The sequence below is a fragment of the Aquabacterium humicola genome, from assembly GCF_030167915.1.
In the GTDB taxonomy this organism is placed as follows: Bacteria; Pseudomonadota; Gammaproteobacteria; order Burkholderiales; family Burkholderiaceae_C; genus Pseudaquabacterium; species Pseudaquabacterium humicola.
Map to the genome: position 1 here is coordinate 1,182,095 of NZ_JARGNB010000001.1, position 25,405 is coordinate 1,207,499.

Here is a 25,405-nt window from a genome sequence, read left to right on the forward strand (position 1 = left end):
ACGGCACAAGCGCGAGGAGAATAAATGCACTCGCTTCGGTGCGCCCGCGATGGACTTCCTCTACTTCGGCTACGGCTCGAACATGGACGCGCGTTCGCTGCTCGCCAAGGGCGTGCAGCCGCTCGCGTCCTGCCCGGCGCAACTGGCCGGCTGGCGCCTGCGCTTCAACGTGCGGCACTTCTTCGCGCACGAAGGCGGCGTCGGCAACATCGTGCCGGGTGCGGCGGCAGATCGCGTCTGCGGCGTGCTGCACCGCTGCCCGCGCGACTCGCTGGCGCTGCTGGACATCGCCGAGGCCTACCCGCAGGGCTACGACCGCATCGAGCTCGACGTGCTCACCGCCGATGGCCCGCGGCGCGCGCTGGCCTACGTCGGCACGCCGGCCTTCGTCGACGAGACCTGCCTGCCGACGCGGCGCTACCTGAACATCCTGCTGCAGGGCGCGCAGGCCGCCGGGCTCGATGCCGACTATGTGCAGCGCCTCGCGGCGCAGCCAGTGCTCGCGCGGACGCCGGCGCCGCGCTTCGTGCATCCGCCGGGCGAATGGCCGCTGATCGACGCGGCGGCGCTGGCGGGCCAGCCGACCTGGACCGCGCTGGACGACGCGGTCTTCGACATGGCCGACGCGCGCTGGCAGCACCGTCTGTTGTGGCCGCACTACGGCGGCCGCGACATGACGCTGCACCACTTGCGCCGGCTCGACGGCGCCAGCGGCATCGAGGACCTGGACGTGCTCGACGCGCCGAGCCCCGCGCAGCGCCAGTACCTGGACGACTATCTGCACGGCTATGCCGCGGAGTACCGCTACGTCGGCCGCTTCCGGCGCGAGCGGTCAAGCCCTGTGTGACCTGCGCCGCAATCGCATTGCCGCGCTGCGGCGCGCGGCGTAACCTCGGCTTGCTCGACCGGTCGAGCGAGGAGGGTTCCATGTCCGCCATGTCCACCACGTCCGCCACGCCCGATTTCGCGCCCGCGCTGCCCCACGGTGAGCTGCAGCCGGTCTTCCCCGGCGTGCACCTGGTGACCGGCACGATGAAGACGGTGCTGATGGGCGCGCACTGGCACTTCAGCCGCAACATGACGGTGATCTCGAGCGGCCGCGAATTGACGCTCGTCAACACCGTGCGGCTCGACGACGCGGGGCTCGCCGCGCTCGACGCGCTGGGCACCGTGACGAACATCGTGCGCCTCGGGGCGCTGCACGGCCAGGACGATGCGTTCTACAAGCACCGCCATCCGAAGGCCACCTACTGGGCGACGGCCGGCGTGCCTCCCGCCCCCGGCATCGAGGCCGACCGGCCGCTGGTCGACGACGGCGCCGCGCCGCTGCCCGATGCCTCGGTGTTCCTGTTCCGCCAGACCAAGCTGCCCGAGGCCATCCTGCACCTCGGCCGCGAGGGCGGCATCCTCGTCGCCTGCGACGCGCTGCAGAACTGGCTCGCCCCCGATGCGTTCTTCTCCGACGAGTCGCGCGCGATGATGACGCAGATGGGCTTCTTCACGCCGGCCAACATCGGCCCGGCGTGGCGACAGTTCAACGAGCCGCAGGGCGGCGACTTCGAGCGGCTGATGGCGCTCGACTTCCGCCATGTGCTGCCCGGCCACGGCAGCCCGCTGAAGGACAGCGCGCGCGAAGCCTTCGGCGAGCGCTTCGCGCAGGTCTTTGCAAGCTGAAGGACGCGGCACCGCGATGATCCCCGGCTACCGCCTCGGCGAGCCGGTGCACCGCGGCGCCGCGCGCATCGTCTGGCGGGCGGTGCGCGAGTCCGACGGCCAGCCGGTGATCATCAAGACGCTGGCCGCGGTCTTTCCGAACCGCACGCAGGTCGCCGCGCTGCAGCGCGAGTTCCAGATCCTGCAGCGGCTGCAGGGCGAAGCGCCGGTGGTGCGCGTGCACGAGCTGGTGAACCACGGCCACGGCAATGTCGCGCTGGTGATGGCGCCCTTCGGCACCTCGCTGGCGCTCTGGCTGGACCAGTTCCCGGGCCGGCGCGTGCCGCTCGCGCAGTGGCTGGACCTGGCCATCGTGCTGGCGCAATCGCTGGCGCCGCTGCATGCCGGCGCCATCGTGCACAAGAACCTGAGCCCCGACAGCGTGCTCATCGACGGCGGTGGCGCGGGCACGGTGCCGAGCCTGCGGCTGATCGACTTCAGCCTCGCGTCCGAGCTGTCGCGCGAGCGCCAGGACGATGCACTCGGGCGCGAGTTCGCCGCCGCGCTGCCGTACATGTCGCCCGAGCAGACCGGGCGCATGAACCGCGAGCTCGACTACCGCAGCGACCACTACGCGCTGGGCGTGCTGCTGTACGAGCTGCTGACCGGCCGCTGGCCGCTGCAGGCCGACACGGTGCTGGGCTGGGTGCACGCGCACATCGGCAAGGCGCCGCGCCCGCCGCAGGAGCTCGATCCGTCGATCCCCGACACGGTCGCTGCGATCGTCGCCAAGCTGATGGCCAAGAACGCCGAGGACCGCTACCAGAGCGCCTACGGCCTGATCGAGGACCTGCAGCGCTGCCGCCGCGAGCTGAAGCAGCAGGGCCGCATCACGGCCTTCGCGCTGGGCCACCAGGATGTCTCGCCGCGGCTGCACGTGCCGCAGAAGCTCTACGGCCGCGAGCCGGAGCTGGCCGCGCTGTCGGCGCTGATCGAGCAGGTCGCGCAGGGCACGCTGGAGCTGTGCACGGTCGAGGGCAGCTCGGGCATCGGCAAGTCGGCGCTGGTCGGCGAAGCCGCGCGGCAGCTGCTGCCGCGCAACGGCTACCTGCTGCAGGGCAAGTTCGACCAGTTCCAGCGCGGCACGCCGTACGCGGCGCTGGCCGCCGCGCTGCGCGACGGCGTGCGGCAATGGCTGGTCGAGGACGCGCCGCACCGCGCGCGCTGGCGCGAGCGGCTGCAGCAGGCCGTCGCGCCGAACGGCCAGGTGCTGGTCGACCTGGTGCCCGAGCTCGGCCAGCTGCTCGGCCCGCAGCCTCCGGTGCCGGAGCTGCCGCGCACCGAGGCGCAGAACCGCTTCCAGATCGCGCTGGTCGACTTCCTGCGCACGATCGCCGCCGAGCAGCCGGTGCTGATCTTCCTCGACGACCTGCAGTTCGGCGACACCTCGACGCTGCAGCTGCTGCGCTGGCTCGCCGGCGCGCGCGACCTGCCGCACCTGCTGCTGATCGGCGCCTTCCGCAGCAACGAGGTCAGCGTCGGCCATCCGCTGCAGCTGACGCTCGACGAGATCGCGCAGGCTCGGCCGAACGGGCGCACCCTGCACCGGCTGCAGGTCGGGCCGCTGCCGGTCGACGCGGTGCAGCAGTTGCTGGCCGACACGCTGCATGTCGAACCGGCCGACTGCCTGCCGCTCGCCCTGCTGCTGCAGGAACGTGCGCAGGGCAACCCGTTCTTCCTCGGCGAGCTGCTGGCGACGCTGGAACGCGCCGGCGCGATCCGCTTCGTGTCGGAGGTCGGCCGCTGGCGCTGGGACCTCGATGCGGTGCGGCGCTGCGACGCCGGCGCCGGCGTCGTCGAGTTCGTGCTGGCGAACCTGCGCGAGCTGCCGCCGATCACGCCGCTGATGCTGCAGCTGGCGGCCTGCATCGGCAACAGCTTCGACCTGCGCACGCTGGCCATCACCGCCGAGCTGCCGCCTTCGCGCACCGCGCGCGAGCTGATGCCCGCGCTGCAGCGCCACGTCATCCAGCCGCTGGACGACGGCTACCGCCTCGCCGGCCAGGGGGACGACGAGGCCGGCGCGATCAACCCGCGCTACCGCTTCCAGCACGACCGCGTGCAGCAGGCCGCCTACGCGCTGATCGACGAGCAGCGGCGCCAGGCGGTGCACCTGTCGGTGGGCCGGCTGATGAAGCGCCATGCCACTGCGGCCGAGCTGCACGAGCGCCTGATCGACATCGTCGGCCACCTGAACCAGGGCCGGCGGCTGATCGACAGCGAGGCCGAACGCCTGGAACTGGCGCGGCTGAACCTGGAGGCCGGGCTGCGCGCGCAGCGCTCGTCGGCCTACGAATCGGCGCTGGCCTACCTGCGCATCGGCCAGGAGCTGCTGCCCGCCGATGCGTGGCAGCGCGGGCCCGAGCTGATCGACCTGGCGATGGCGCTGGCCACCGAGGTGCAGCAGTGCACTTACCTGACCGGCCGCACCGACGAGGCCGAGCACTGGCTCGAACAGCTGCTGGCGCATGCGAAGAGCGATCTGCAGCGCGCCGACATCCTGTCGATGCGCACGCGCCAGTACAGCACCACCGGCCGCATGGAAGCGTCGATCCGCAGCGCGATCCAGGGCCTGGCGCTGCTGGGCATCCCGATCAGCGAATCACCGAGCGCGGCGGTGATCGCGCGCGAACGCGCCGCGGTGAAGCGTCACCTCGCCGGACGCCGCATCGCCGCGCTGATCGACGCGCCGGCGCTCGCCGATCCGGCGCAGCGCATCGCGATCCGGCTGCTGATGGAGATCTTCCCGGCCGCGTTCCTGTCCGGCAGCGGCAACCTGTTCCCCTACCTCGTGCTGAAGTCGGTGAACATCTCGCTGGCGCACGGCCACAGCGCGGAATCGGCCTTCGCCTACGCGGCCTACGGCATGCTGCTGTGCGGCGCGCTGGACGACCCGGCGCTCGGGCACGAGTTCGGCTGCCTCGCGGTGGCGATGAACGACCGCCTCGACGACATCGCGCTGAAGTCGCGCGTGATGTACGTGCACGCGATGTTCATCCACCACTGGAGCAACCACTGGAGCACGCTGACGCCGTGGTTCCGGCGCGGCATCGAATCGGGCTACCAGTCGGGCGACCTGCTGTACCTGGCTTACAACGCGCAGGACTGCATCATCTGGGACCCGCGGCTCGACCTCGAACGCGCCGAGCGCGAGCATGCCGAGTACCTGCGCATCGTGCGCGACACCGGCTACCGCGACTCGTTCGACTCGGGCTCGCTGTTCCTGCAGATGCAGCGCTGCCTGCTCGGCCGCACGCGCGATGCGCTGTCGCTGTCCGACGACGGCTTCGACGAGCAGCAGGTCCTCGCCGGCATGCACGCACGCCGCTTCATGACCGGCGTCGCGAACTTCCACATCTACAAGGCCGAGGTCGCCTGCCTGCACGACGCGCCCGAGGCCGCGTTGCCGCATGTGCTGGCGCAGGAGCAGCTGCTGGCCTCGTCGATGTCGCTGCCGCAGCTGGTTCGCTTTGTGCTGGTCGCCTTCCTGGTGCGAGCGGCGCTGCTGCCGGGCCGCGCGGCGGCCGAAGCGGCTGGGTGGCGAGTACAGCTGCAGGCCGGGCTGCGCCGCATGGCGCGCTGGGCGCGGCATTGCCCCGAGAACTTCGCGCACCTGCATGCACTGATGCGCGCCGAGCTCGCGCGGCTGGACGGCCATGCCGACGCCGCGCTGCGCCACTACGAGCAGGCCCAACGGCTGGCCGAGCGCCACGGCTGGCGGCGCGACGAGGCGCAGGCCCACGAGCTCGCCGCCGCGCATCTGCTGGCGCTGGGGCGCGGCGCCGCCGCCGAGGGCCACCTGCGCACCGCGTGGCGGCTCTACGAGCACTGGGGGGCCCGCCGCAAGCTGGACCTGCTGCGTGCGCGCCACCCCGACTGGTTCGCCGACCCCGGCGGCGCGCCGGGCGCGGCGCCCGGCGCGGCCGGGATCGGCACCGAGCGGCTGGACCTCGACGCGCTGATGAAGTCGGCGCAGGCGATCGCCGGCGAGGTGGTCGCCGAGCAGCTGTGGTCGACGACGCTGGCGATCATGCTGGAGAACGCCGGCGGCCAGCGCGGCTGCTTCGTCGTGCGCCGCCACGCCCATTGGACGATAGAGGGTCTGGCCGGAGAGGCGCCCGCGGCCCCGTCGACCGAGCTCGTGCTGGACGGCCCGCAGGCCGCCGCGCTGCTGCCGGTCAGCCTCGTCTACCAGGTGCTCAATACCCGCGAGCCGGTGGTGCTGCACGACGCGCGCCGCAGCGAGCACGCGGCGCGCGACGCCTACCTGCGCAGCGCGCAGCCGCAGTCGCTGCTGTGCCTGCCGCTGCTGCGCCAGGGCCAGCTCGAGGGCGCGCTGTACATGGAGAACCGCATCGCCGCCGGCGTGTTCGGGCCGGCGCGTGTCGCGCTGGTGCGCGCGCTGTGCGCGCAGGTGGCGGTGGCGATCGAGAACGCGCGGCTCTACGACGAGCAGGCGCGGCTGATCAAGGCGCAGCGCCGCTTCGTGCCGCGCGAGTTCCTCGAGAGCCTGAACCGCCCGGACATCGCGATGGTCGACCCCGGCGAACACGTCGGCAAGACGATGAGCGTGATGTTCTCGGACCTGCGCGGCTTCACGCCGCTGGCCGAACGCCTGCCGCCGCGCGACGTGATGGGGCTGCTCAACGGCTATTTCGACGCGATGGGCGAACCGATCGCCGCGGCCGGCGGCTTCATCGACTCGTTTGCAGGGGACGAGATCAAGGCGCTGTTCGACCAGCTCGCCAGCGATGCCGCGGTGCATGCCGGCGTCGGCATGTGGCGCGCGCTCGAGGCCTTCAACCGCCGTTCGGCGGCGCTCGGGCAGCCGCAGCTGCGCATGGGCGTCGGGCTGCACACCGGGCCGGTGGTGCTGGGCACCGTCGGCAGCGATCAGCGGCTGCAGTGCTCGGTGGTCGGCGACAGCGTGAACCTGGCCTCGCGCATCGAGCAGCTGACCAAGCCCTACGGCGCGCGTTTCCTGATCAGCGACGATACCCGCGCCGCGCTGGCCCGGCCCGAGGCTTGGGCACTGCGCTGCGTCGACCGCGTCGCGGTGAAGGGCCGCGATGCGCCGGTCGCGCTGTACGAGGTGCTCGACGCCGAGACGCCGGCCCGCCGCGATGCCCGGCTGGCCACGCGCGAGCTGCTCGAGCGCGCCGGCGAGCTCTATCGCGCGCGCGAGTTCGCCACCGCGCTGTCGCTGTTCGAGGCGGCCTGCCGCGCCGATCCCGACGACGCGGTGCCGCCGCTGTTCGTCGAGCGCTGCCTGCGCTACCGAACGCAGGCGCCGCCGGCCGACTGGCGCGGCGTCGAGCGGCTGGCAAGCAAATAGGACGCTCCAGAAGCAGGTTAGCGACGAGCCCGGCGGCGGCCGCGCCCGGGCCGGATCGCGCCGGCCAATAATCGCCCCATGAAGACACTGCTCACCCGCCTGCTCGCGGCCGCCACAGTCACCACCGCGCTCGTGGCGCCCGCCCACGCCGCGTTCCCCGACCGGCCGGTCAAGATCATCATCGGCTTCCCCGCCGGCGGCCCGCTCGACGCCCACGGCCGGCTGCTGGCCGACAAGCTGCAGGCCGCGCTCGGGCAGCCGGTGATCATCGACTACAAGGCTGGCGCCGGCGGCACCATCGGCGCCGAGTTCGTCGCCAAGTCGCCCGCCGACGGCTACACGCTGATGCTGGCGAACACCGGCGTGATGGTCATCAATCCAGCCGTCTACCCGAAGCTCGGCTACCAGACGCTGAAGGACTTCGTGCCGATCGCACGCACCGCGCAGCAACCGCTGGCGCTGGTCGTGCACCCCAGCGTGCCGGCGAAGACGGTGCCCGAGCTGGTGGCGTTGGCGCAGAAGAGCCCGGGCCGGCTGAACTACGCATCGGCGGGCAACGGCGGCAGCTCGCACCTGGTGCCGGAGATGTTCAAGCAGGCCACCGGCACCTTCATCGTGCACATCCCCTACCGCGGCAGCGCGCCGGCGATGACCGACCTGATCGCCGGCCAGGTGCAGATGATGGCCGAGTCGATCCCGCTCGCCGCGCAGTACGTCAAGCAGGGCAAGCTGCGCGCGCTGGCGATCACCGGCCGCGAACGCAATGCCGCGCTGCCCGAGGTGCCCACCTTCGCCGAGGTCGGCGTCAAGGGCATGGAGGTAGTCGGCTTCTACGGCATCCTGGCACCGGCGGGCACGCCGAAGGACGTGGTCGCGAAATTGGCCGACGCCTTCCGCCAGGTGCTGACGAACCCGGAGTTGCAGAAGACGATGACCGCGCAGGGCGCGGACCCGGCCTTCCTGGACAGCGAGCAGTTCGGCCGCTACCTGGCGGCCGAGCTGCCGCGCTGGAAGCAGGCGGTCGATCGGTCGGGCACCAAGCTCGACTAGGGCCCGTCGGCGTCGACGGGCCCCGGACCGCCGCCGGTCAGGTCGCGGCGCGCGGTTCGCCCAGGCGGTTGACCGTCACGGTCGAGCCCGGCGGCCGCGTGGTCTGCACCCGGTGCTCCTGGCCGCGGAAGTTGTAGGTCACGTCCCAGTGGTGCGGCGTGCCGCTGGTGGTCTCGTTGCAGCGCTGCACGTCGCGGTAGCTCACGCGCTCGTCACGGCTGTTGACGCGCGAGCCGATCGCCGCCCCGGCGACCGCGCCGACGCCGGTGGCCACGTCACGGCCGCTGCCGCCGCCGACCTGGTGGCCGAGGATGCCGCCGATCACCGCGCCGGCGATGGCGCCCGGCACGTTGCTGCGGCCCACGTCCTCGGTGACCTGCTGGCGTTCGACCCAGCACTGCCGCTCCGGCGGGCCCATCACGGCGCGCACCGAGGTCACCGGCGCCTCGAACAGGCGCTCGCCGCCGCGGCGGCGGAAGTCCTGCGTCACCAGCGGCATCGGCGCATAGCGCGTGTCGTCGACGCGCACGTTCTGGCGCAACGCCCGCACCGAGGTGATCTGGTTGTTCATGCCCATCGCGGCCAGCGACGGGTAGCTGCCGCGCCGCAGCACGACGCAGCGGCCCTGGAAGTCCGGACCGTCGCACACTTCCCAGCGGTTGCCGGTGACGATGGCCGACGACGCGCGGTCGTTGAAGCGCCGCTCCAGGTTCGGCACGTACTTCGAGGTGGTGAATGCGCGGCCCTGGAACTCCTCGCGTTCGTAGAAGGTGACCTGGGCCGCGGCTTGCGCGCCCCAGGTGATGGCGACGAGCGCCAGAGCGGTGGTCTTCAGATGCATGGTGGTCTCCCAACGACGGGTGGACCCAGTATGGAAACCGCCGCCGCCGCGCACGCATCGGACGACGCCGACGCTGCGCGTAGTCATCGTCCTAGAGCGGCTGTCGGGCACCGCGCCGCAACGGCGCGCCCTCCTGGCGCTCACAATCGCCTCTCCCCCACTCCCCCACGACCCCGTGCCCTCGATGACGTCCACCCGCCTCACGATCGCCGCGCTGGCCATCGGCTGGGCCTGCACCCCCGCGCACGCGACTTCGCCCGCCACCGAGGCCACCGGGCTGCGCCCGTTCTCCGAAGCGAGCGGCAGCGGCGTGATCGCCTACAACCTCGGCGACCGCTTCCACGGCCCCGGCGTGCTGACCGTCGGCTGGATGGGCTCGAAGAAGCAGGTGGTGCTGCCGGCCGGCGAATGGATTGCACTGGCCGCGGTCGACGAACGTGCACCGCAGGGCCTGGAGCTGACGACGCTGGTCTTCGGCCGCTTCGACGGCACGCGGCTGCGCACGCTGCTGTCGACGACCTCTAACCGCCGCGCCGCCGCCGGCGCGCGCTGGAGCGATCACGACGCCTGCGCCCAGCCCGATCCGCAGCTGCTGCAGCATGCGGCGACGCCGGCCTCGGCGATGCGCGGGGAATGCCTGCGCGTGCAGGCCGTGTCCGCCCACGCGCTGGCCGGCGACACGGCGGCGGAACAGGCGGCCCGGACGCTGAATCGCCTCGGCGCCACCGCACCGGCCGGACCGGCGCTGACCAGCACGCTGCACTTCGCCGAGCCGCGCCACGGCTTCCTGCGGGTGCAGCGCATCGACTGGCTGCCCGGCGCCCCGACCGCCGCGCAGACCCAGGCGCTGGCCGCGTGGATCGAGCGTTATCGGATCGCGGCGTCGGCCGGCTTTCGCCGCGATCTCGACGCCGAGGACCTGTCGCCCGACGATGCGCCGCGGCCGGGCAAGGGGCCGCTGGAGAAACTGGCCGACGTCGACCTGGCGGCGCTGCGCTGAGCCCGCGGCCGTCACCGACGCGACAGGATCGCCGGCGCGCCCGACGCACAGTGCGGCCGAGACACCAGACGAGGAGCGTCGCTTGTTCCAGAAGGTCCTGATCGCCAACCGCGGAGAGATCGCCCTGCGCATCGGCCGCGCGTTGCACGACCTCGGCGCGCGAAGCGTCGCGGTGTTCGCCGAGGATGACGCGGCTGCGGCGCATGTCGCCGCGGCCGACGCGGCGGTGGCCCTGGCCGGCAGCGGCCCGGCGGCCTACCTCGACGGGGCCGCGTTGATCGCCGCGGCGCGCGCGCAGGGCTGCGATGCGCTGCATCCGGGCTACGGCTTCCTCAGCGAATCGGCGGCCTTCGCGCAGGCCTGTGCCGACGCCGGCATCACCTTCGTCGGCCCGACGCCGGCGCAGCTGGCGATCTTCGGCGACAAGGCCCGCGCCCGCGCGCTGGCCGCCGAGCACGGGCTGCCGCTGCTGTCCGGCACCGGTGCCGCGGATCTCGATGCGCTGCAGGCCTTCTTCGCCGCGCAGCGCGCGGCCGACCCGCGCTGCGCGCTGCTGCTGAAGGCGGTGGCCGGCGGCGGCGGGCGCGGCATGCGCATCGTCGACGATCCGGCGCAGCTGCCCCAGGCCTTCGCGCGCTGTTCGGCCGAGGCCGAGGCCGCGTTCGGCCACGGCGCGGTCTACGCCGAGCGGCTGATCCCGCGCGCCCGCCACATCGAGGTGCAGCTGCTCGGCGACGGCCGGCAGGCGATCGCGCTCGGCGAGCGCGACTGCACGCTGCAGCGGCGCTTCCAGAAGCTGGTCGAGATCGCGCCGGCGCCGACGCTGTCGCCTGCGCTGCGAGAGCGCCTGGTCGCCGCAGCGCTGACGCTGGCCCGCGCAACCGGCTATGCCAGCCTGGGCACGGTCGAGTTCCTGGTCGACGAGGACGAGGCCGCCGCGCTGCCGTTCGTCTTCATCGAGGCGAACCCGCGCCTGCAGGTCGAGCACACGGTGACCGAGGCGGTGCTCGGGCTCGATCTCGTGCAGCTGCAGCTGCAGGTTGCGGCCGGCGAGACGCTGGCCGCGCTGGGCCTCGATGCGCAGCGCCCGCCCAAGCCGCGCGGCTTCGCGATCCAGTGGCGGATCAATGCCGAGACGATCGATGCGCAGGGCCGCGCGAAGCCCGCGACCGGCCGGCTGGATCGCTGCGAGTTCGCGCAGGGCCCGGGCGTGCGCATCGACGCCGCGGTGCGTGCCGGCGACGCGTCGAATGGCCGTTACGACAGCCTGCTCGCGAAGCTGGTCGTGCACCATGCCAGCACGCGCTTCGACGACGTGCTGCGGCGCTCGCAGCGGGCGCTGGCCGAGTGCCGGCTCGACGGACTGGCGACGAACCTGCCGCTGCTGCGCACGCTGGCCGCGCACGACGACCTGCGGCACCAGCGGCTGCACACCCGCTGGTTCGACGAGCAGGCGGCGCTGCTGGCCGCGACGAGCGGCGCCACCGCGGCCGCGCTGCCGCCGGTGGCGCACGAGACGCTGCCGGCCGGCCAGCAGGCGCTGCGCGCGCCGATGGCCGGCCGTGTCGTGCAGCTGGCGGTGGCGCCCGGCGACCTGCTGGGCGCCGGCGCCGAGGCGCTGGTGCTCGAGGCGATGAAGATGCAGCACGGCGTCCTGGTCGATGCGCCGGTGCGCATCGTCTCGATCGAGGTCGCGGCCGGCGAAGCCGTCGACGAGGGCCAGCTGCTGATGCGCCTCGCGCCGGCCGATGCCGCGACCGAACAACTCGCGCCGGTGCACGGTGCCGACGCCGGGCACCTGCGCGCCGACCTGCAGCGCCTGCTCCACCGCCGCGCATTGACCGAAGACGCCGCGCGCCCCGAGGCCATCGCGCGCCGCCATGCGGCCGGCGGCCGCAGCGCGCGCGAGAACATCGCCGACCTCTGCGACGCCGGCTCGTTCATCGAGTACGGCGCCTTCGCGATCGCCGCGCAGACCCGGCGGCGGCCTGTCGCCGAGCTGGAGCGCCAGACGCCGGCCGACGGCCTGGTCAGCGGCATCGGCACGGTCAACGCCGCGGCCTTCGGCGCGGAGCGCGCGCGCTGCGCGGTGATGGCCTACGACTACACCGTGCTCGCCGGCACCCAGGGCATGCGCAACCACGCGAAGAAGGACCGGCTGCTGGGCCTGGCGCACGGGCTGAAGCTGCCGCTGGTGCTGTTCGCCGAGGGCGGCGGCGGCCGGCCGGGCGATGTCGACTTTCCCATCGTCGCCGGCCTGAACAACCACACCTTCAGCCAGTTCGCCGCGCTGTCGGGCCAGGTGCCGCTGCTGGGGGTGGTGCACGGCCGCTGCTTCGCCGGCAACGCGGCGCTGCTGGGCTGCTGCGACACGATCATCGCCACCCGGGCCGCGAACATCGGCATGGGCGGGCCGGCGATGATCGAAGGCGGGGGGCTGGGTGTGTTCCGGCCCGAGGAGATCGGCCCGGCGGCCGAGCTGGCGGCGAACGGCGTGATCGACCTGCTGGTGGACGACGAAGCCGCGGCCGTGGCGGCGACGAAGCGGCTGCTGGCGTATTTCCAAGGCGCCACCGGTCCTGCTTCCGCCGGCGACGAAGCGGCGCTGCGCGACGCGGTGCCGGAAAACCGCGTACGCGCCTACGACATGCGCACGCTGCTCGCGGCGCTGGCCGATGCACACTCGGTGCTGGAGCTGCGCGCCGCCTTCGGCCGCGGCCTGATCACGGCGTTCGCCCGCTTCGACGGCCAGCCGGTCGGCGTGCTCGCCAACAACCCGCAGCACCTGGGCGGCGCGATCGATCCGGACGCGGCGGACAAGGCCGCGCGCTTCCTGCAGCTGTGCGAGGCGCGCGGGCTGCCGATCCTGTCGCTGTGCGACACCCCGGGCTTCATGGTCGGCCCGGACATCGAGCGCCAGGCGCAGGTGCGCCATGCCTGCCGCATGTTCCTCGCCGCGGCCCGGCTGACGGTGCCCTGCTTCACCGTCGTCGTGCGCAAGGGCTACGGCCTGGGCGCGCAGGCGATGGCCTTCGGCGGCTTCGACGCACCGGTGTTCACGATCGCCTGGCCGTCGGCCGAGTTCGGCGCGATGGGCCTCGAGGGCGCGGTGCGGCTGGGCTTCCGCAAGGAGCTCGAGGCCGCCGCCGACGGACCGGAGCGCCGCGCCCTGTACGACCGGCTCGTCGCGCAGCAGTACGCCAACGGCTCGGCGATCAACATGGCCACGACGCTGGAGATCGATGCCGTGATCGATCCGCTCGAAACGCGCGCCTGGATCGCGCGCGGTCTCGCGCAGGCATCGGGCAAGCCCCGGCCGGCCGGGCGGCGTTTCATCGACGGGTGGTGACTGGCATCATCGGCGTCACGGAGGACGCCCCCATGCCCGCATCCCGCCCCTGGCTGACTCGCAAGACACGCGTCATCACCGCGCTGCTGGCCGTCGCGGCCGCGCTGGCCGCCTGCGGCGGCGGCGCTGCCCCCGACGGCACCGTCGCCCCGGCCGCCGCGACCCCCCGGCAACGCGCGCTGGCCAGCCTGCCGGAGCCGCGCATCCCGGATGCCGAGGCGCTGCTCGACTGGGCCGAGCGCACCTACCCGGACCTCTTCCCGCTGCACCAGCGCACCAGCACCTGGACGACCTACCAGTACCGCTACTACCCGCAGACCGGCAACTACGTCGGCGTCTCCGGCGACACGGTCGCGGTGATGGGGCCGCTGTCCGGCGGCGCGCTGAAGGTCGTCGGCACCCGCGCGGACTTCCGCTGCCTGGTCTACCCGCAGGACTGCGTGGCGCCGACGATCACGGTGCAGCCGGTGGACACCTCGGTCGTGATGGGCACGAGCGCGCAGCTGTCGGTGGTGGCGTCGACGCAGCTGGTGGCCTACCAGTGGTACCGCGAAGGCGTGCTGATCCCCGGCGCCGAATCGGCCACGCTGACGATCGCCAACCCGGCGCTGACGGACGACGGCCAGGCTTATTCGGTCGTGGTCGCCAACACGCTGGGCTCGGTGACCAGCCGCACCGTGCGCCTCAACGTCGACGCGTCGGCCTCCGCGGTGGAGCTCAATGCCTGCCGCGAGATCACGGCGCCGGGCCGCTACGTGCTGGCGCACGACCTCAACGCCGCCGGCACGCAGCCCTGCATCACGATCCGCGACGTCGCCGGCGTGCAGCTCGACTGCAACCAGCACGCACTGCGCGGCGACCTCGTCAACGGTGGCGGCGCGCTCGCGCTGCGCCGCGTGCAGACCTTCTCGGTGCGCAACTGCCGCTTCAGCGCGACGACGCTGGAGCTCGCCGACGTGACGACCGGCAGCCTCGTCGGCAACACCCTGGCGCCGCTGCTGGCGGCGCAGCCGGCCAGCGTGCAGGCGAGCAACGTCTTCGGCATGCGTTTCGCGAACAACACGCTGACCGATGCCACCTACCACCAGCGCTTCAGCTTCGGCAACGTCTTCCGCGACAACCAGATCAGCGCGCGCGCGGGCACGCCGGTGAGCGCCGGCGTGCTGACCAGCACCTGGGGCGGCAACAACCGCATCTTCGCCAATGTGCTCGACGGGCGCTGGGACGGCACGCCCGGCACGGTCAACGGCGCCGATGCCGGCGTGATGCTGCAGGACGAGAGCGGCACGACGGTCGAGGACAACACGATCAGCCGGGTGCACGGCTGCGGCATCGAGTGGCTGGGCAAGCTGGCCACCGCCACGCTGCAGCGCAACCAGATCGCGCAGGCCGGCGTGTGCGGCATCGGCGGTGCGGACTGGGCCAGCCTGGTGAGCTCGACGATGCGCGACAACCGCGTGCGCCAGGTACCGACGCTGTTCGGCTTCACCCGCGTCTACGGCCTGCGGCCGGCGCGCTTCGAGGACGGCTTCCAGCGGCCGGCGGACACCGCGGCCGAGTTCCGCGACAACCTGTTCGAAGGCAACCGGCTCGAGGAGCCGTTCGCCGGCACGAACCCCAGCGCGTACATGCCGCTGTTCAACCGGCTCGGCTACACGCCCGGAAGCGTCTCGTCGATCATCGGCGAACGCGCGCTGGTGGCGGCGGACTTCGTCATCGCCCGCAACACCTTCCGCAGCAACGACTTCGGCCAGGTGCTCGCGGCCCCGGACTTCGGCGGCACGCCGGTCACCGGCATGGTGACCGACGGCGGCGGCAACCGCTGCAAGCCGCCGCCGCTGCCCTACCCGCTGAGTTGCCAGTGAAGCGGCCGGCCGCGCGCGGCCGGTCCGGCTTGCGGTGCCGCGGCGAAGGCCGCGGCGGCCGCGGCGCGCTCAGTGCCGCGCGCCCGGCATGCGCGGCTGCACCGGCTCGTCGCGAGCGGCCGGGTGGCTGCGCGTGACCATCAGCCCGCCGGTCAGGTACAGCGCATTGAGCAGCCGGCAGGCGCGCTCGATGGTCATGCCGGGCCAGCTGCCGATGTCGCGCAGCGCGGCGGCGTCCTGACGCAGCCGCTGCATCGCCGAGGCGATCGGGCCGCCGGTGGCCGGGCGTTCGCCGACGCCGCCGCTGGTCAGCCGGTAGGCGGCCCGGCCGCCGATCTCGCCGAGCAGGTGGCGGCGCGGGCCCTGCATCGCCAGCACCCACAGCAGCGGGCGCAGCGGCCGGTAGTTCTCCACCGCCGCGACGCGCTCGAACATCCAGTGCCCGGGCGGGCGCACGCCGGGGCGCTCGGCGCTCAGCAGCTTCAGGTGGATGAGGTCGCAGGCCGCGGCCATCGTCTGCGCGTCCTGCGGCGAGTGGTGCAGCCACTGCTGCGGGAACAGCGTGACCGACCAGACATAGGCTCCGCACGCCAGGTACAGCAGCGCCGCCTCGCGGTGGCGCAGGCAGGCGGCCACGACTTCGAGCACGTCGTCGTTGGACGGGTCACGCCGCAGCTGGTCCAGGTCGGCCAGCAGGGTGGTCGGCAGCAGCGTCGGCGGGCCGCCCGGGTCGCCGGCGCGCAGGCGCTCGAACGAACTGATGCGCCAGAGCGTCGATTGTTCGAAGTCGCGAGGCGGGGCGGCCATGCCGCATCGTCGTGGAGCGGCCGGCGTGCGGTGTAGCGCAACGTAAGGGCGCGCCCCGCAGCGTGAACCGCCGGCAAGCTCTCGCAGCCTGCGGTTGCACTTGTCACGGCTAGGGGGACAGGCTTGCGCGGTCCGGGCGCTCGCCTATGCTGGTTGCACCGAACCCCACCGAGGAGTGCCCATGTCCCTGCGCATCAACGACATCGCGCCCGACTTCACGGCGCAGACCACCCAGGGCCCGATCCGCTTCCACGAGTGGATCGGCGACAGCTGGGCGATCCTGTTCTCGCACCCGAAGGACTTCACGCCGGTGTGCACCACCGAGCTGGGCTACATGGCGCGCCTGCAACCCGAGTTCACGCGGCGCAATACCAAGCTGATCGGCCTGTCGGTCGACCCGGTCGACGACCACCAGCGCTGGGCCGCGGACATCGAGGAGACGCAAGGCTACCTGCCGAAGTACCCGATGATCGGCGACCCGGACCTGCAGGTCGCCAAGCTCTACAACATGCTGCCGGCCGACGAGCCCGGCACCTCGCAGGGCCGCACCGCCGCCACCAATGCCACCGTGCGGTCGGTCTTCGTGATCGGGCCGGACAAGCGCATCAAGCTGATGCTGACCTACCCGATGACCACCGGCCGCAACTTCGACGAGATCCTGCGCGTCGTCGACTCGATGCAGCTGACCGCCTCGCACAAGGTCGCGACGCCGGTGAACTGGAAGCCGGGCGACGACGTCATCATCGCCGGCTCGGTGTCCGACGAGGATGCCAAGAAGCTGTTCCCGGGCGGCTGGAAGGCGCCGAAGCCCTACCTGCGGATCGTGAAGGACCCCCGCTGAGTGCCGCGGCGCGGCGCGGCGCCGATCGGCGAGATCAGCGTCGCGTCGAGAGCCAGATGCCCGGCAGCAGCAGCAGCGCGCCGACGCCGTGGAAGGGCTCGATGCGCTCGCCCAGCACCAGCCAGCCGATCAGCGCGCTGTACAGCGGCCCCAGGTAGAGCACCACGCCGACGCGCGCCGCGCCGAGCACGCGCTGCATGTAGGCATAGGCCCCATAAGCCGCCGCACCGGGCAGCAGTGCGGCGGCCAGCACCAGGCCGACCGCCTGCCACGACCAGCGCGTCGGCAGCCAGGCCAGCGCCTCCCACGCGGTGAACGGGATCAGCACGACGATGCCGCCGACGGCGATCAGCGCCAGCCGCGCGGTGCCGCCGAAGGCCGAGGGCCAGGCGCGCAGCAGCAGCGAGTAGGCGGTCCAGCAGACCACCGCGACGAAGATCCACGCGTCACCCGGGTTGATGCGCAGCGCCGCCAGCGCCGACCAGTCGCCCTTGGCCAGGATGTGCAGCACGCCGCCGAGCGACAGCACGACGCCGGCGATCTGCCGCGGCCCGAAGGCCTCGCGCAGCCACAGCGCCGAGGCCAGCGCAATCAGCACAGGCGACGCGGCATACAGCAGGCCGATGTTGATCGCCGACGTGCTGCGCCCGCCGATGTAGACGAAGGCGCCGCAGACCCACATGCCCAGCGCGCCCAGCACGACGAAGCGGCCGGCTTCGGCACGGATCAGGTGGCGCTTGTCGGACAGCTCGCGCCAGGCCAGCGCGGCCAGCAGCGCCGCGGCAACGCACCAGCGGCCCAGCGCCAGCGCATGCGGCGCGATGACGCCGGGCGCCCAGCGCGCGACCAGGTAGTTCACGCACCACAGCGCCGGCGTGATGAAGACCAGCGCGTAGGCGAGCTGCAGCTCGCTGCTGCGCGCGGCTTCGGGCGAGGAAGGCATCGCCGCATTGTCCGCGGCGGACGGCGCGCAAATTTGCAGCGGGAAGCGGCTCAGGCGCCGCGCTTGCGCTGCTGAAGCTGCCGCGCCGCCGCGTCGCGCCGCTGCTGCGCCGGCGCGAGGCCCGGTTGCAGCTTCAGCGCGGCGTCGTAGCTCGCCAGCGCCGGCGCCCAGTCGCCGCGGGCTTCGAGCGCGACGCCGCGGTTGAAGTGCAGCACCGGGTTGTCCGGCTGCAGGGCCAGCGCGACATCGAAGTCGGCGACCGCGAGGGCGAAGTCCGCCTGACGCGTGTAGGCGATGCCCCGGTTGCCGTGCGCCGTGGCGTCGCGCGGGTTGAGGCGGATCGCGGCGTCGAGGTCGGCGATCGCGCGCGCGAGGTCGCGTTTCTGCAGCCAGGCGCTGCCGCGGTTGCGCAGCGCGTCGCCGTCGTTCGGCATGAGCTTCAGCGCGGTGTCCAGGCTGGCGATCGCGGCATCGAGCTGCTTCGCCTGCAGCTGCAGCACGCCGAGCTGGCCCCAGGCCGCCGCATGCGCAGGGTCGCGCTGCACGGCGGCTTCGAGGGCAGCCATGGCGGCGGCGCGCTCGCCCAGCTCGTAGCGCACCAGGCTCAGCTGGTACCAGGCCTCGGCATCCGTCGCATCGAGCTGCAACGCGCGCTCGAAGTCCGCCGCCGCGGCGGCGTGCTCACCCTGGCGCGCGAACACACGCGCGCGCCCGAGCCAGGCGCCCGCATCCTGCGGCGAGCGCTGCAGCAGCGCGGCGTAGCTGGCCAGCGCGCGCTCGGGCCGGTCGAGCTCGACCCACAGCTTCGCCTGGTGGCTCAAGGCGGCCAGTTCGGCGCGGTCCGCGGTGTCGGCAGCGGCGCCAAACGGCAGCAGCGCGGCAAGGCTCAGCAGGGCAAGGCAGCGGCGGGACGTCATGGGGCGCGATGTTCGCCTGTGCGCACGTGCGCGCGGCGCCGCACCCCCTGTCTCGGCGGCCCCGCACCTGCGGGGGGATCGCGCTCAGACGCGGATGTAGATCCGCCGCCGGTCCAGCCACCACGCCAGCGCGCCATAGGCCGCGACGTTGGCCAGCGCGAACAGCAGCGAGCCGAAGCGGGGATCGGGCGCGATCGGCTCGAAGACGTTCTTCGCGGTCCAGCTCATCGGCGTCCACCAGCGCGGCTGTTCCGCACCGCTGGCCCAGCGCAGCAGCCCGTCCAGCCGTGGGATCAGGCCGCTCATCACGTAGACGAAGAGTGCGTTCCTGCCGTGCACCTCGCAGAAGCGCACCCACGCGCCGTCGCGGCGCTGCAGGTCCAGCGCCTGCACCAGCAGCGCCAGCAGCACGACGGCCAGGCCGGTGGTCAGCAGCACGTAGGAGCTGGTCCAGATCTTCTTGTTGATCGGCATCGCCAGCTGCCACAGGTAGGCCAGCACCAGCAGCCCGGCGGCCAGCGTGAAGAGCCGCGCCACCGCACCGTGCGACGGCGGTTCCGCCTTCACGCGCGCACCGACCCAGTAGCCCAGCAGCACCTGCGCGATCGCCGGCAGCGTGCTGGCCAGCCCCTCGGGGTCGAAGGGCACGCCCTCGCCGCGGTAGAGGTGCTGCGGGCCCAGCAGCGCGCGATCGAGCGCAGTGCCGAACCAGCCCTCGAGGCTGTACGGGTCACCCGGCGCGCCGAAGGCGACGCACAGCGCCCAGTAGCCCAGCAGCAGCGCGGCGACCGCCGGCAGCACGATCCGCGGACCGCCGAAGCGCACGATCAGCGTCGCCGCGCACCAGGCCAGCGCGATGCGCTGCAGCACGCCCATCACGCGCAGCTGCTCCCAGTCGCGCCAGCCGAGTGAACCATCCGGTTGCCAACGCACGAAAGGCGCGGCATTCAGCAGCAGCCCGAGCGCGAAGATCAAGAGCGTGCGGCGCAGCACCTTGGCCCAGAAGGCCGCCGGCGCGGCGGCGGACAGCGCCGGCATCGTGAAGGCCATCGCGTTGCCGACCGCGAACAGGAAAAACGGGAAGACCAGGTCGGTCGGCGTGCAACCATGCCACTGCGCATGCGCCAGCGGCGGGTACAGGTGGTTCCAGCTGCCCGGGTTGTTGACGCCGATCATCAACGCGACGGTCGCGCCGCGCAGCACGTCCAGGGCGCGGGACCGCTGCGCGCCGGGCGTCATGCCGGCAGCAGCCCGCGCGCGACGAAGTGCGGGTTGCGCAGCCCCGGCTTGCCGTAGCGCAGCGGCGTGCCGTCGAGCGCGATCACGCTGCCCCCGGCCGCGGCCAGCACGGCATGGCCGGCGGCGATGTCCCACTCCATCGTCGGCCCGAGCCGCGGGTAGACGTCGGCCAGCCCCGCGGCGACGAGGCACAGCTTCAGCGACGACCCCGCGAAGGCGGTCGACGCGATGCGCTGGCCCGCCAGGTAGGCCTCCAGCGCCGCCGCATCGCCGTGCGAGCGGCTGGAGACGACGGTCAGCCCTTCCGGCGGCACGCTGCGGCAGGCGATCGGCCGGCGCTGCCCGTCGACGTCCTCGACCCACGCGCCGGCCCCTTGTGCGCCGCCCCACAACCGGCCCTGCGCCGGCGCGCCGACGACGCCCAGCACCGGCTCGCCGTGCTCGATCAGCGCGACGTTGACGGTGAACTCGCCGTTGCGGCTGACGAATTCCTTGGTGCCGTCGAGTGGATCGACGAGCCAGAAGCGTTCGCCGCCGATGTCGGGCTGCGCACCGCCGGCCACCGCTTCTTCGCCGACCACCGGGATCTCCGGCGTCAGGCTGCGCAGCGCCTCGGTGATCAGCCGCTCGGCCTGTTCATCGGCCTCGGTCACCGGCGACTGGTCGTCCTTGCCCCGCACGGCGAACTCGCTGCCGTAGACCACCATCACGATCGACTCGGCCTGGCGCACGATGATCGCGACCGCATCGAGCAGCGCGCTCAAGGGCATCGGGACGGCGGCGGAGCTCATCGATCTCAGGGCCTTTTCGAGGGCGGCCGGGGTGCGGGCGGCGCGGATTGTGCGCCAGAATCGAAACGCCTTCCTCAAGGCTGCCTCAGCATCCGATGCGCCCATGACCCATACGTTCCATCCGCCGTCACTGACGCATCTGCAGCGCCTCGAAGCCGAGAGCATCCACATCCTGCGCGAGGTGGTCGCCGAGTGCGAGAAGCCGGTGATGCTGTACTCGATCGGCAAGGACTCGGCGACGATGCTGCACCTGGCGAAGAAGGCCTTCTTCCCGGCGCCGCCGCCCTTCCCGCTGCTGCACGTGGACACGACGTGGAAGTTCCGCGACATGTACGCGCTGCGCGACCGCATGGCGGCCGAGGCCGGCATGGAACTGCTGGTGTGGCGCAACCCGGAAGCCGAACGCCTGGGCATCAACCCCTTCGAGCACGGCTCGCAGATCCACACCGACCTGTGGAAGACGCAGGGGCTGAAGCAGGCGCTGGACCACTTCGGCTTCGACGCGGCCTTCGGCGGCGCGCGGCGCGACGAGGAAAAGTCGCGCGCGAAGGAGCGCATCTTCTCGTTCCGCTCGGCCCAGCACCGCTGGGACCCGAAGCACCAGCGGCCCGAGCTCTGGCACCTGTACAACGCGCGCAAGCGGCCGGGCGAATCGTTCCGCGTCTTCCCGCTGTCGAACTGGACCGAGCTCGACATCTGGCAATACATCTACCTGCAGGACATCCCGATCGTGCCGCTTTACTTCGCGGCCGAGCGGCCGGTGGTCGAGCGCGACGGCATGCTGATCATGGTCGACGACCAGCGCCTGCCCTTGAAACCGGGCGAGGTGCCGATGAGCAAGAAGGTGCGCTTCCGCACGCTCGGCTGCTATCCGCTGACCGGGGCCATCGAGTCGTCCGCCGACACGCTGCCCGCCATCATCCAGGAGATGCTGCTGACGCGCACCAGCGAGCGCCAAGGCCGCCTGATCGACCACGACAGCGCCGCGTCGATGGAGAAGAAGAAGCAGGAAGGGTATTTCTGATGGCGCATGTCTCCGACCTCATCGCCACCGACATCGAGCGTTATCTCCGGCAGCACGAGAAGAAGAGCCTGCTGCGCTTCATCACCTGCGGCTCGGTCGACGACGGCAAGAGCACGCTGATCGGGCGGCTGCTGTACGACTCGAAGATGCTGTTCGAGGACCAGCTCGCCGCGGTCGAGGCCGACTCGAAGAAGTGGGGCACGCAGGGCGGCGAGATCGACTTCGCGCTGCTGGTCGACGGGCTCGCCGCCGAGCGCGAGCAGGGCATCACGATCGACGTGGCCTACCGCTTCTTCTCGACCGAGCGGCGCAAGTTCATCGTCGCCGACACGCCGGGCCACGAGCAGTACACGCGCAACATGGTCACCGGCGCATCGACCGCCGATGTCGCGGTGATCCTGATCGACGCGCGCAAGGGCGTGCTGACGCAGACGCGGCGCCACAGCTTCCTGGTGAGCCTGATCGGCATCCGCAAGGTGCTGCTGGCGGTCAACAAGATGGACCTCGTCGGCTACGCCGAGGCCACCTTCCGCCGCATCGAGGACGAGTACCGCGGCTTCGCGAAGCAGATCGGCCTCGATCACATCGTCGCGATGCCGCTGTCGGCGCTGGCCGGCGACAACATGCTGCAGCCCAGCGAGCGTTTGCCGTGGTACCACGGGCCGACGCTGATGGGCTACCTCGAGACCGTCGAGCAGGACGAATCGCGCCAGCGCGCCGGCGCGTTCCGGCTGCCGGTGCAGTGGGTCAACCGGCCGAACCTCGACTTCCGCGGCTTCGGCGGCACCATCGCCGGCGGCGAGCTGCGCGCGGGCGACCGCATCAAGGCGCTGCCCTCCGGCCGCGAGAGCACGGTGGCGCGCATCGTCACCGCCGACGGGGATCTGCCGCACGCCATCGCCGGCCAGTCGGTGACGCTGACCCTGGCCGACGAGATCGACATCTCGCGCGGCGACCTGATCGTCGCGGCCGACGCGCCTGCCGAGGTGGCCGACCAGTTCGAGGCGACGCTGGTGTGGATGGCCGACGAGGCGATGCTGCCCGGGCGGCCGTACCTGCTGAAGATCGGCCCGCGCACCGTCAACGCGACGATCACCGAGCCGAAGTACAAGCTCAACGTCAATACGCTGGAGCACCTGGCCGCGAAGAAGCTCGATCTCAACGAGATCGGCGTCGTCAACGTCTCGCTCGATCGGCCGATCGCGTTCGACCCCTACCAGGTCAACCGCGAGACCGGCGGCTTCATCCTGATCGACCGGCTGAACAACCACACGGTCGGCGCCGGCATGCTGCACTTCGCGCTGCGCCGCTCGCACAACATCCAGGTGCAGCAGGTCGACGTGCACAAGGCCGCGCGCGCCGCCGCCAAGCACCAGAAGCCCGCGGTGCTGTGGCTCACCGGGCTCTCCGGCGCCGGCAAGTCGACGATCGCCAACCTGGTCGAGAAGCGGCTGCACGCGATGGGCCGGCACACCTACCTGCTCGACGGCGACAACGTGCGCCACGGCCTGTCGCGCGACCTGGGGTTCACCGAAGCCGACCGCGTCGAGAACGTGCGCCGCATCGCCGAGGTCGCCAAGCTGATGGTCGACGCCGGGCTGGTCGTGATCACCGCGTTCATCTCGCCCTTCCGCGCCGAGCGCCGCATGGCGCGCGGGCTGGTCGAGGCCGGCGAGTTCCTCGAGGTGCACGTCGACACGCCGCTCGAGGTGGCCGAGGCGCGCGACGTCAAGGGCCTGTACAAGAAGGCGCGGCGCGGCGAGCTGCTCAACTTCACCGGCATCGATTCACCCTACGAACCGCCCGAGCAGCCGGAGCTGCGGCTGCAGACCGTGGGCTTCACGCCCGAGCAGTGCGCGGACCGGGTGATCGAGCGGATGCGGGAGTTGGGGCTGCTGGACTGAGGTCCCGGCCTCAGGCCACCGACTGCAGCGGCATCGCCACCGGCAAGGTGCCGGGCCCCCACTGCAGCGGGATCGCGCCGATCGGCTTCAGCTGCCGGAAGTGCCACTGCACCGCGGCGCTCTGCTGGTTGCGCCAGGCCAGCAGGTCGGTCTTGTGCAAGCCGCCCGCGTCGAACTCCAGCGCCGCGAGGTAGGGCGGCGTCGGCAAGCCGCTGATCACGACGATGCGGCCGGACGTCCACATCAGCGCGGGATGGTGGTCCGGCAGCGCGTGGTAGGCGGTGACGATGGCCGCGGCGCTGCCCAGCTGCGGCACGTTGATGGTCGGCGAGCCGCCGAGGTGCTGCGCGAGGGCCTCGGGCGTCGTGAGGCCCTTGCCGATGCGGATCGGCACACCGAAGGCCGCCAGCCAGAACGTCAGGCGGTCGAAGCCGCGGTTGGCGGGCTGGTCCTCCAGGCTCAGGTCCGGCCGCAGGTACCACATCGGCGGGAAGGTCTCGCCCACATACGGCGAGCGGCAGAGGTACAGGAAGCGCCCGGCCGGCGGGTTCATGCCGGTGGGCACCGGCGCCGGCGGCGGATCGCCGACGAACAGCTTGTGCGGGCCGTGGGCGACGAACGGCAGCACCGGCAACTGCAGCATCTGCGGATTGGACTTCGCGACCCAGGTGAGTGCGCCGTTGAGCGTCTGCGCGACACCGCCGACCGCGATCGCCTGCACTGCCTGGCCCCACAGGTTGTTGATCGACGCGTACATCAGCACGCTGCGCGGCAGGTGGTTGAAGCCGTAGTCGCCCGGCTGGTCCTGCCAGGGCAGCGGCATCGGCGACGGGTTGTCGCCGATCAGCAGCACGATGCCCAGGCGCCCGGAGGGCTTCCAGCCGGCCATCGGCGCGACGGCGAAGTGCCAGCACTTGGGCAGCGGCTTGGGCTGGATGGCCGCCAGTGTCAGCTTCAGCGGCAGGACCGCATGGTTGATGTGCATCGCCGAGACCTCCGACGCGCGTGTCGCCGGGGTCGATTGGACGGTCCGGTCCGCCCATCGCGCAATCCCCATATCGAAGCCATCTACCGGCGTCTGGGCCCTGCAATGGCACGACGTGTTCGACGCCACCGGCTTGTTGTTGCCAAATTTTGCCAAGACGACTACGCTCGCCATCATGAGCACGATGAACATCTCCCTGCCCGACAGCCTGAAGGCCTTCGTCGACGAGCAGGTCGGTGAGCGGGGCTACGGCACCAGCAGCGAGTACGTGCGCGAGCTGATTCGGCGAGATCAGGAGCGTCAGCAGTTGCGCGGGCTCTTGCTTCAGGGGGCAGCGTCCGCGCCGGCTGCGGGGGTCGACGAGGCCTACTACGAGGGTTTGCGCAAGCGCGTCCAGAAGCCGGCCAAGCGTCGCGCCAAGGCGTGAAGGCCAAGCCCGTCATCCCGCGCGAGCAGGCGAACCGGGACGTCACCGACGCCATCGACTTCTACCTGGCCGAAGACGCGGAACAGGCCGCGCTGGGCTTCATCGATGCGCTGGCACGGGCCTTCGGACACATCGGGCGCCATCCGGCGACGGGCTCGCCGCGCTACGCGCATGAGCTGAACCTGCCCGGCTTGCGCTCATGGGCACTCTCGCGCTACCCCTACCTGGTCTTCTACATCGAACGCGACGAGCACATCGACGTCTGGCGCGTGCTGCATGCGCAGCGAGACATTCCCGCGTGGATGCAGGAGGCCGAGTCCCCGTGATGCGGACGGCGCCTGCCGGCGGACCGGCAGGCGAACGGCAGACGACGC

General features: G+C 72.1%; 19 protein-coding genes. 12 read left to right on the forward strand and 7 right to left on the reverse strand.

The features are described 5' to 3' along the window. Window positions 1-49 precede the first annotated feature (49 nt). The 4 genes from P1K89_RS05235 to P1K89_RS05250 all read left to right on the forward strand — a co-directional run bounded on the left by P1K89_RS05235 (window position 50) and on the right by P1K89_RS05250 (window position 8,098). Complete coding sequence (locus tag P1K89_RS05235; RefSeq protein ID WP_284615312.1) at window positions 50-847, forward strand: gamma-glutamylcyclotransferase family protein; 798 nt, start codon at window positions 50-52, stop codon at window positions 845-847. Window positions 848-927: 80 nt separating this feature from the next. Beyond that, window positions 928-1,674, forward strand: a complete 747-nt coding sequence (locus P1K89_RS05240) for a hypothetical protein (protein WP_284615313.1) — start codon at window positions 928-930, stop codon at window positions 1,672-1,674. Between the two features lie 16 nt (window positions 1,675-1,690). Further along, window positions 1,691-7,048 (forward strand): AAA family ATPase, encoded by a 5,358-nt coding sequence (locus P1K89_RS05245; protein ID WP_284615314.1) that lies wholly within the window; start codon window positions 1,691-1,693, stop codon window positions 7,046-7,048. Window positions 7,049-7,126: 78 nt separating this feature from the next. Continuing rightward, a complete protein-coding gene (locus tag P1K89_RS05250; RefSeq protein ID WP_284615315.1) occupies window positions 7,127-8,098 on the forward strand; it encodes a Bug family tripartite tricarboxylate transporter substrate binding protein in 972 nt (323 codons plus the stop codon). A gap of 37 nt (window positions 8,099-8,135) precedes the next feature. Here P1K89_RS05250 and P1K89_RS05255 read toward each other — a convergent pair whose 3' ends face one another. Further along, window positions 8,136-8,939: a beta/gamma crystallin-related protein gene (locus P1K89_RS05255; RefSeq protein WP_284615316.1), complete on the reverse strand. Its 804-nt coding sequence runs from the start codon at window positions 8,937-8,939 to the stop codon at window positions 8,136-8,138. A 184-nt stretch (window positions 8,940-9,123) separates the two neighbouring features. Between P1K89_RS05255 and P1K89_RS05260 the strand changes: the two genes are divergently transcribed. The 3 genes from P1K89_RS05260 (at window position 9,124) to P1K89_RS05270 (ending at window position 15,153) form a co-directional block, all read left to right on the forward strand. Next, complete coding sequence (locus P1K89_RS05260; protein ID WP_284615317.1) at window positions 9,124-9,939, forward strand: hypothetical protein; 816 nt, start codon at window positions 9,124-9,126, stop codon at window positions 9,937-9,939. Between the two features lie 82 nt (window positions 9,940-10,021). Beyond that, window positions 10,022-13,288, forward strand: a complete 3,267-nt coding sequence (locus P1K89_RS05265; RefSeq protein ID WP_284615318.1) for an acetyl-CoA carboxylase family protein — start codon at window positions 10,022-10,024, stop codon at window positions 13,286-13,288. Between the two features lie 32 nt (window positions 13,289-13,320). Further along, a complete protein-coding gene (locus tag P1K89_RS05270) occupies window positions 13,321-15,153 on the forward strand; it encodes a right-handed parallel beta-helix repeat-containing protein (RefSeq protein ID WP_284615319.1) in 1,833 nt (610 codons plus the stop codon). Between the two features lie 69 nt (window positions 15,154-15,222). Here P1K89_RS05270 and P1K89_RS05275 read toward each other — a convergent pair whose 3' ends face one another. Further along, on the reverse strand, window positions 15,223-15,960 hold the full coding sequence (locus P1K89_RS05275) for a hypothetical protein (RefSeq protein WP_284615320.1): 738 nt from the start codon (window positions 15,958-15,960) through the stop codon (window positions 15,223-15,225). A gap of 181 nt (window positions 15,961-16,141) precedes the next feature. Between P1K89_RS05275 and P1K89_RS05280 the strand changes: the two genes are divergently transcribed. Further along, entirely contained in the window at window positions 16,142-16,801 is a 660-nt protein-coding gene (locus tag P1K89_RS05280; RefSeq protein ID WP_284615321.1) for a peroxiredoxin, read from the forward strand. 34 nt (window positions 16,802-16,835) lie between these two features. Here P1K89_RS05280 and P1K89_RS05285 read toward each other — a convergent pair whose 3' ends face one another. The 4 genes from P1K89_RS05285 to cysQ all read right to left on the reverse strand — a co-directional run bounded on the left by P1K89_RS05285 (window position 16,836) and on the right by cysQ (window position 20,691). After that, entirely contained in the window at window positions 16,836-17,744 is a 909-nt protein-coding gene (locus P1K89_RS05285) for a DMT family transporter (protein ID WP_284615322.1), read from the reverse strand. A gap of 50 nt (window positions 17,745-17,794) precedes the next feature. Beyond that, window positions 17,795-18,661 (reverse strand): tetratricopeptide repeat protein, encoded by an 867-nt coding sequence (locus P1K89_RS05290; RefSeq protein ID WP_284615323.1) that lies wholly within the window; start codon window positions 18,659-18,661, stop codon window positions 17,795-17,797. A gap of 84 nt (window positions 18,662-18,745) precedes the next feature. Continuing rightward, complete coding sequence (locus P1K89_RS05295; protein ID WP_284615324.1) at window positions 18,746-19,900, reverse strand: acyltransferase family protein; 1,155 nt, start codon at window positions 19,898-19,900, stop codon at window positions 18,746-18,748. Further along, a complete protein-coding gene (gene cysQ, locus P1K89_RS05300) occupies window positions 19,897-20,691 on the reverse strand; it encodes a 3'(2'),5'-bisphosphate nucleotidase CysQ (RefSeq protein ID WP_284615325.1) in 795 nt (264 codons plus the stop codon). Before cysQ ends, P1K89_RS05295 begins: the two co-directional genes overlap by 4 nt. Window positions 20,692-20,794: 103 nt before the next feature. Here cysQ and cysD point away from each other — a divergent pair, with 103 nt between their 5' ends. Both cysD and cysN read left to right on the forward strand, forming a co-directional pair. Continuing rightward, window positions 20,795-21,715 (forward strand): sulfate adenylyltransferase subunit CysD, encoded by a 921-nt coding sequence (gene cysD, locus P1K89_RS05305; RefSeq protein WP_284615326.1) that lies wholly within the window; start codon window positions 20,795-20,797, stop codon window positions 21,713-21,715. Further along, window positions 21,715-23,619, forward strand: a complete 1,905-nt coding sequence (cysN, locus tag P1K89_RS05310; protein WP_284615327.1) for a sulfate adenylyltransferase subunit CysN — start codon at window positions 21,715-21,717, stop codon at window positions 23,617-23,619. The genes cysD and cysN overlap by 1 nt, the downstream gene beginning before the upstream one ends. Before the next feature lie 10 nt (window positions 23,620-23,629). On the opposite strand, the gene P1K89_RS05315 is transcribed toward cysN, so the two are convergent. Beyond that, a complete protein-coding gene (locus tag P1K89_RS05315; RefSeq protein WP_284615328.1) occupies window positions 23,630-24,604 on the reverse strand; it encodes a hypothetical protein in 975 nt (324 codons plus the stop codon). A gap of 175 nt (window positions 24,605-24,779) precedes the next feature. Here P1K89_RS05315 and P1K89_RS05320 point away from each other — a divergent pair, with 175 nt between their 5' ends. Both P1K89_RS05320 and P1K89_RS05325 read left to right on the forward strand, forming a co-directional pair. After that, on the forward strand, window positions 24,780-25,031 hold the full coding sequence (locus tag P1K89_RS05320; RefSeq protein ID WP_284616313.1) for a type II toxin-antitoxin system ParD family antitoxin: 252 nt from the start codon (window positions 24,780-24,782) through the stop codon (window positions 25,029-25,031). Next, the gene (locus P1K89_RS05325) at window positions 25,028-25,357 is read left to right on the forward strand and encodes a type II toxin-antitoxin system RelE/ParE family toxin (RefSeq protein WP_284615329.1); all 330 of its coding nucleotides are present in this window, start codon (window positions 25,028-25,030) and stop codon (window positions 25,355-25,357) included. The genes P1K89_RS05320 and P1K89_RS05325 overlap by 4 nt, the downstream gene beginning before the upstream one ends. The last annotated feature ends 48 nt before the right edge of the window (window positions 25,358-25,405 follow it).

Bases quoted from the DNA above. Each gene is read 5' to 3' on its own strand.
- cysQ (WP_284615325.1), bottom strand. From the start codon at position 20,691: ATGAGCTCCGCCGCCGTCCCGATGCCCTTGAGCGCGCTGCTCGATGCG.
- P1K89_RS05250 (WP_284615315.1), top strand. From the start codon at position 7,127: ATGAAGACACTGCTCACCCGCCTGCTCGCGGCCGCCACAGTCACCACC.
- P1K89_RS05290 (WP_284615323.1), bottom strand. From the start codon at position 18,661: ATGACGTCCCGCCGCTGCCTTGCCCTGCTGAGCCTTGCCGCGCTGCTG.
- P1K89_RS05280 (WP_284615321.1), top strand. From the start codon at position 16,142: ATGTCCCTGCGCATCAACGACATCGCGCCCGACTTCACGGCGCAGACC.
- P1K89_RS05320 (WP_284616313.1), top strand. From the start codon at position 24,780: ATGAGCACGATGAACATCTCCCTGCCCGACAGCCTGAAGGCCTTCGTC.
- P1K89_RS05275 (WP_284615320.1), bottom strand. From the start codon at position 15,960: ATGGCCGCCCCGCCTCGCGACTTCGAACAATCGACGCTCTGGCGCATC.
- P1K89_RS05240 (WP_284615313.1), top strand. From the start codon at position 928: ATGTCCGCCATGTCCACCACGTCCGCCACGCCCGATTTCGCGCCCGCG.
- P1K89_RS05235 (WP_284615312.1), top strand. From the start codon at position 50: ATGGACTTCCTCTACTTCGGCTACGGCTCGAACATGGACGCGCGTTCG.
- P1K89_RS05270 (WP_284615319.1), top strand. From the start codon at position 13,321: ATGCCCGCATCCCGCCCCTGGCTGACTCGCAAGACACGCGTCATCACC.
- P1K89_RS05295 (WP_284615324.1), bottom strand. From the start codon at position 19,900: ATGACGCCCGGCGCGCAGCGGTCCCGCGCCCTGGACGTGCTGCGCGGC.
- P1K89_RS05315 (WP_284615328.1), bottom strand. From the start codon at position 24,604: ATGCACATCAACCATGCGGTCCTGCCGCTGAAGCTGACACTGGCGGCC.
- P1K89_RS05285 (WP_284615322.1), bottom strand. From the start codon at position 17,744: ATGCCTTCCTCGCCCGAAGCCGCGCGCAGCAGCGAGCTGCAGCTCGCC.
- P1K89_RS05245 (WP_284615314.1), top strand. From the start codon at position 1,691: ATGATCCCCGGCTACCGCCTCGGCGAGCCGGTGCACCGCGGCGCCGCG.
- cysD (WP_284615326.1), top strand. From the start codon at position 20,795: ATGACCCATACGTTCCATCCGCCGTCACTGACGCATCTGCAGCGCCTC.
- P1K89_RS05255 (WP_284615316.1), bottom strand. From the start codon at position 8,939: ATGCATCTGAAGACCACCGCTCTGGCGCTCGTCGCCATCACCTGGGGC.
- cysN (WP_284615327.1), top strand. From the start codon at position 21,715: ATGGCGCATGTCTCCGACCTCATCGCCACCGACATCGAGCGTTATCTC.
- P1K89_RS05260 (WP_284615317.1), top strand. From the start codon at position 9,124: ATGACGTCCACCCGCCTCACGATCGCCGCGCTGGCCATCGGCTGGGCC.